The organism is Pseudoalteromonas sp. C12FD-1, assembly GCF_037414265.1.
Classification (GTDB): domain Bacteria; phylum Pseudomonadota; class Gammaproteobacteria; order Enterobacterales; family Alteromonadaceae; genus Pseudoalteromonas.
Window position 1 is genome coordinate 1 of sequence record NZ_JBBEVD010000050.1, and the last position, 6892, is coordinate 6892.

Annotated in this window: 3 protein-coding genes and 1 pseudogene; all 4 read left to right on the forward strand. The window is 35.4% G+C overall.

Annotated features, from left to right (window positions below; all coding sequences use genetic code 11):
• Positions 1 to 181: 181 nt before the first annotated feature.
• The 4 genes and pseudogenes from WDB87_RS06335 (at position 182) to WDB87_RS06350 (ending at position 5537) form a co-directional block, all read left to right on the forward strand.
• Positions 182 to 1365, forward strand: a pseudogene (locus WDB87_RS06335) (IS3 family transposase).
• 89 nt (positions 1366 to 1454) lie between these two features.
• Entirely contained in the window at positions 1455 to 3602 is a 2148-nt protein-coding gene (locus WDB87_RS06340) for a hypothetical protein (RefSeq protein WP_337849382.1), read from the forward strand.
• The gene (locus tag WDB87_RS06345) at positions 3595 to 4797 is read left to right on the forward strand and encodes a hypothetical protein (RefSeq protein ID WP_337849383.1); all 1203 of its coding nucleotides are present in this window, start codon (positions 3595 to 3597) and stop codon (positions 4795 to 4797) included. The genes WDB87_RS06340 and WDB87_RS06345 overlap by 8 nt, the downstream gene beginning before the upstream one ends.
• Before the next feature lie 74 nt (positions 4798 to 4871).
• Positions 4872 to 5537, forward strand: a complete 666-nt coding sequence (locus WDB87_RS06350; protein WP_337849384.1) for a lytic transglycosylase domain-containing protein — start codon at positions 4872 to 4874, stop codon at positions 5535 to 5537.
• Positions 5538 to 6892: the final 1355 nt, after the last annotated feature.

Consider the following 6892-nt stretch of genomic DNA (forward strand, 5'->3'; position numbering starts at 1 on the left):
GGCGGACATGCTAATTAGTATTGAACAGTAGCGACGTAAATTGCTATCGGCAACCAATAAAGGTTCTTTGGTTGCCGATAGAGTAATAAGTTTGTATGTTGATGTGTAGTGGCATAGTTAATTTGGCCACCCATTAAGAAAGAAATGTTATGCTAATAAGCATACAAATTTGGGTGAAAAAATGACGAAATTAAAACGCGCAACGTATCCTGTGGCAATCAAATTAGAAACGGCTCAGCTTGTAGTCGACCAAGGTTATACTCAAGAAGATGCAGCCAAGGCTATGGGTGTTGGTAAATCAACTGTAAGTAAGTGGGTAACTCAGTTAAAGCAAGAACGGAATGGCCAGTCACCATTGGCTTCAACAATGACGCCCGAACAAATTGAAATCCGCGAACTTAAAAAGCAAATTCAACGCATTGAATTAGAAGAGGATATATTAAAAAAGGCTACTGCTCTTTTGATGACCGACTCCTTGAACAATTCTCGTTAATCGAGAAATTAAATCAACGAGAGCGTTACCCAGTTAGTGTGTTGTGTAGTGTATTCAATGTGCATCGCAGCAGCTATAAATATTGGGCCATACGGGATACAACGTCGACACCAGAGCAAATAAGGCTAGAAGCTGAAGTTAAAGCCATACATGCGATGAGCGGTGGTTCAGCTTGGGCACGGACAATCGCGGCAATCGCAACGAATAACGATTTTGAATTAAGCCGTTATCGCGCCGCTAAGCTGATGGTTAAACTAAAACTAGAGAGCTGCCAAGTACCACAACATCAATATAAACGGGGTGGTAATGAGCATCTTGAAATCCCAAATTTGTTAGACAGGCAGTTTGATGTTGTTGAGCCGAATACATTGTGGTGCGGTGATGTGACGTATATTTGGACAGGCAATCGCTGGGCCTATTTAGCGGTCGTTGTTGATTTATTTGCACGTAAAGTCGTTGGTTGGGCAATGTCGTTGTCGCCAGATACTAACCTAACGCTAAAAGCGCTTGAACTCTCGTATGAAAGCAGAGGTAGGTAGGCCAAGTGGATTGATGTTTTACTCAGACCAAGGAAGCCATTATACAAGCTTGAAGTACCGCCAACGTTTATGGCGCTATAAAATTACAAAAGCATGAGCAGGCGCGGAAATTGTTGGGATAATGCGCCAATGGAGCGATTCTTAAGAAACTTTAAGACGGAATGCATGCCAAAGGTTGGATATGAGAACTTTAAAGAAGCTAAATATAGCGTAAGCGATTACATCAATGGATATTACAATAATATTAGACCACATCATTATAATGCTGGTTTAGCGCCAAATGAATCTGAGGTTAGATACCAAGATTCTAAAACTGTGGCCAAAATTAGTTGACCACTACAATGAAAGCTGTGAAGTCCAAACAATGAAATTGCGAACTTTAAAAGACTATGATTTACTACCTCTTATCCAAAGGAGTCGGTATGTCATTCAAAATATTTCTAAATTCTTATTTAGATACTAACTTCCCTAAAAAAGGGGTTAGTTATAGCAATTATCAAAAATTAAAAAATAGTGGAACTTCAGTTCAAAATATTGACGATTATACTTTTGAAAATGAGCTAGAAGCTTTTCGAGAATATTTTCTACATATTATTCCCAAGGTTCTCATTCCTTCCGCTGTTGAATTAATTAAGTCAGGGAAGTGTGACTTTGGTCATGTATCAATGATTATTCATTGTAACAGCCCTAAGGCGTTAAGATTTGATGATGATAGCTTAAATGATGCCTCTGTAGCTTGGCTTCGGAAAGCACTTAAATATTTCCGAAGTTCTTTATTAAGTGGTCATAAGGACTCTTTGGAACGCTTCATGAGCCTTAATGTTCAAGGAAAGCTTTTAACAAGCAAAATTTCTTTATTAAGTTATGAATCTATTTATTGGGCTTATGGAATTGGCTTGTTTTTGACTAAATACAACGAATTATCAGATATATTGGAAGTAGTGGGGCAAGCGCTGGAGCAATTATATCCTGATATCAAGCTTTCAGACAAAGAAAAGAAAAATGCATTAAGAGGTTGGGAACAGGTGCTAAGTGGTTTTAATAGTCATAATTCTAAGTATCTTCCTTATACACAACAGTTAACAGACGAGGATATAAGTAATAGCCTTGAATTCAAATCTGAGCAGGATGCATTATACGCTTTATTAGGTGAACACTTTAGATATCTTTGGATTAGTTTTAATACGAGTTTCAAAATGGGAGCTAAAGGAAATACTTATAAGGAGTCATCAGCTCAAACCAATATAAAAGAACTCGCAGTTGATAATCTCACTGAAGATGAAGTTAATGATGTATGGAAGTCGAACGTAAGTGATGCCGTACAAATGTCTAATGATCTTGTAATAGAAAGAAATGAAAACAAACAAGAAGAATTCGAAGTGTTATGTCAATTCTTGTCTGACACTTATATTTCTGAACAGCAAAGCACTGAGGAACTATGGGTTGACTTAAATAAGAAAAATTTCAGCCGATTTGTTTTAGGTTATTATTCTGTAACAGCTATATCTATGTACAACGGAATTCAATTTAATAAAAATAGTAAAGGAATTAAAGCAAATTTAAAACAAAAGCATAGAGAGAAAGAGCGAACAGAATATTTAAATTTAATGTGTGGGAGTATGAGGTTCAAACTGTCAGATGATCCTGTTTGGCTGGACTATTTGTCAATAGTGAAAAAGCGGAAGGATAAAACTGATATTTTTGGAGACCCAGAAACAAAATCTAGAAAAAAACTCAAGTGTCTAATAAATGTCTTTATAAAAGAAGCTGCTAAAAATCATAAACTAAATAGAAGTACCAAAAGAGAAAATTGTAAAAACCAATATCGAGAGTTAATAAACTTTATTGGCAACTCAAAGCATGAGTCATTATTACTAGAAAACAGCCCTAGTAATGAAGGGGAATTGGTGAATGAAAGTGCGCGTAAAAATACAATACTCCCCAATTATGATAGTGTTGAATTAATGGCTGTTAATCGTGATAGTAAATTTAATAAAGTCATCAAAGAGACATTAGATGAATGCTTTAAAGCAAGTTTAAGGCTTTCTCGAATGGGAAAATCGCCAGACCAAGAGTTTAAAAAAATTCAAGAGTCTTGTTCTAGGCTTTTATGCTTATCTGAGAATATTCAAAAATATGACGAATACCTTAATGATAACAATAATACTCAATTTACTGTAGATGTCGACTTGCTCCAACATCGAGTATATAACTTTTTAACCAAAATATATTCAGATAAAAAAGACACTAATAAACAGAAATTACCGAGTACGTTTTCGGTGCAAGAATGGAAAGAACTCAATGAGGAACTGTGCTCTTCCCCTCTATCATTTAAAAATAAGAATTTTCCCGAAAAAAATGAACCCTACATATTCGAAATGTACCGTAAGGTTTGGCAAGCTATAGAGTCTAGTCAACTGACAAAAAAGTTGACTAAAGATAGTTTTCAACGGATGTTTGAAACGCTTGAGTCCAACGTAAAATATGATAAAAGGTTGACTAAGATAGGAAATGAACCATCAAAATTAGATTCAAAAGAGATAACCATAGAAGATGATAACAATGAATAATTCAGCTCCTGTTATGTGTGAAAAATTACTTCTTCTTCAAACAAATGACTCACCTTGTTGGTGGTTTGATTTATTTGACGAAATAGGAAATGAAATTTTTGATGATGGTCAACGTTTAATTAGTGTTGAAGTAAATGAAATACAACATCAAGTAGAAAAGGCATTTGAAGATGGCTTTTGGCCTACAATAGTTGCGCCTTCAATGAGGCTACAGCATGAAGTTGAACAATTTATACAAACACAGCAAATCTCAGTAAAGGTGATAAATGCTGTTGCTCATAAGAAGTTGCTTGCCTTTTTATTGCAAAGACCATCTAAAACTGCCATAGAAGCATATGCTAATGATGCCTTAATTGTTTTTGATGCCAGCTTTAAAGCGGCGTTAGACTACAAAATGAAAACAGACCCATTTTGTCAGTTGATGATTTCGCGTATTCAGCAAAACAGAGTTGACCTTAATGAGTGTTTGTTAGTGTCATCTATTGAGCAAGCTGTCGTGTCACGTGATGCTCAATTTGTTTTTGAGTGGACATTTAGTGCTATACATAAGTTTGAATTATGGGTTGCCAAGGACGATCAATATGCTTGTTTATCAAAAATTGACGGCAGCGATACCTTAAAGTCATTAATCATTGATGGCCAAGTAGTTGCCTTTGATGGCGAACGTATAGACTTAAACAAAGAACAAGTTGAATGGATTGTAAATAAATTTAAATTACCAGAATCAATAATTGAATATTGGAATAGAATTGAGGCTGATCCCGGTTTTTTGGATCAGACTGATGCACGGGCAATTGGGGAGGCTATTTTAATGCTCCCATTAAATCTTTGGGAATGGCTAGCACCAATTTTTGAAACTTCACTTCAACAAACCGCATCAGCAACGCGTGGCTTTAACGGAGGGCAGAAACAGGTAAAAGAAGGCGGTAAGTTGCAGCCTTTATTATTTATTGCAAATATTGATGAGAATGATGACCTAATGAAGTGGGCAATTAGCTGGGAAGTTACCCCTGCATCTGAACCTAGGGTAACTTTACTTCACAATAGCGTTTTAGTTCAAAGTGATTTTATTTGGGATGAAGATTTTACTCAGTTATCAATAGAAAAAATTAACTTAACTGATAGAACTACTCTGGGATGGTATTACAATAAAGAAACTAATCATTTGGAGATAAATCTTAATGATAATATTTAATAATCTAATCGACTAGCCCCCCTAAAAAACAAAGTAGACCTTAAGTACATAAACACAACACTGAAGGTCTACTTATGAAATCCATATCCTGTCAATATAGAACACTTTTTTTATTCTTTGCTATGCTTACGTTCAGTACTAATGCTGACGAACGTCTTGATAAATTAACGAAACATCTCAATAATTTATCTTTTTCAGCAGATACTCATGTTAAATCTCGCGTTCAAAAAAGCTCGAGAAGACTAAAGTCACTTGACTGCCATTTACAAAAGGATAAAAAAATAAACCTACATCAAGTGATAGAAAAAGCTTCATTAAAAACAGATATCCCACCAGAAATTATTGCAGCAGTGATGTCTATAGAGTCAAATTTTAAGCCCTGTGCCATCTCAAAAAGTGGAGCCATGGGATTGATGCAGTTGATGCCGAAAACGGCAAAAAATTTAGGGATAAAAGTTAATAAAGGTGAAGCTTTTGATATTGCCACTAATGTTAATGGCGGTGCTAGATTACTAGCAGCTAACTTAAAGCAAGAAAACGATGATTTACTGTCAGCATTAGTAATGTACAACGCGGGCTCAAAGTATTTGTCGCTTAACTGGTATCAATGGCAAAAAGAAACCCAAGACTACTTAGTTAAATTTTCAAAGGAGATGGAAAAAATACAAAGTATAGGTTGGAAGAGTAGGGTACCGAATTACATTGATAGCGCAACAATTAACAAAATATTAAAAGGATAAGACAATTTGTTGATTACGGTGAGTTTACTTTATTTGAACGAGAGTGTAGCTAGATAGCAAAATTATACATACCGGAAAGAGCCAATTACAGATGATGAACTGGAAATAATTCAATCTCTAAGTGAGCACCGTTATTCTTCCTTTGTTGTTAAGGTCAAAAAAAAGCCGATAGATTCTATTTAACGCTCTGTGGAAGTACTAAAGAATTAGAGGTTGCTTTTCAGCTTGTAAAATACTTGGGTGGTAAAGCTTGTGAAAATTTTAAGTATGAATTTTCGAATAAGTATCTCTTTCTGTTGTACCGTTTAGAGCTTTTTAAACTTTGGTTTTAAGGATCTTCAAGCTACCAATACCTTAAACGCTATAGCTGAGAATTTAACTCAGAACGGAGATACAAAACTGGTTTTACCATTATTTCAAGAATGCTTCACAAGGCGTAAAGAAAAACTAGGGAGTAATGAACCAGATAAGAGCGCTGAAATTGGAACTACAGCTATTTCAAATAGGGTAAAAAGATAGTGGTGTAGTTGATGATTTTGAAAGTCGAAAATTTAATAGAAATGAGCATTTATTATTGTGTATTGAAGGTAAGAAGAAAAAGCGTGATTATCAAAAAGAATTGTATGACGAAAAAGTCGTAATACTTGGACAATTAATGGCACAAAAAGAGTAGCTTGAAGAAAGTGTTACTGAGATTTATTCCGACTTTGCTTTACTCGACGGGATCTAAATACAACTCCAGAAAAATTAACTGAAAATGCAAAAATAATAAGCCGTAGCTTTATTATTCGATGCTAAAGAGATTAAATGAAATTAAAGAAGGTAAGGATACTAGTGATCTACCGTCACAATTATATGTTTGTGTTATCTATCAAGGAAAAGGAAAGCAAGTTACACCCGTTAAGTTCAATGCTAGTACTGATAGTATTTAACCACTATCAGTCTAATCACAGCCAACTGTATTGCGGAGAGCGTGGAGGGTTAAGAGACCTTATTCAAGTCTGTGGAGAGGATACTTCACTAAATTTCGATATTGGCTTAACAGGCATGTCCCCATCAGATATTCCATCACTGCTGTGTAAGTAACTAGATCGCTTAGATGAACATATAAAAAATTATTTTTGGCAACCGTTATAAGGATTGCTACCAGAAGTTAATTAATGGCACGTGATTCGTCATGGTACCAAGTTGCATAGCTTACCTTTTCACAACACAGTGCCAGAGACATCAAGTAAACAGTTACCCAGGTATCTTGTTTTTTTACCAACGTCATCATCATGACTATCTATCGCCATAGCGTTCAATGAAACCCACTGGTATTGCTATTCACCACGATGATGCGATTGGTACTCAGC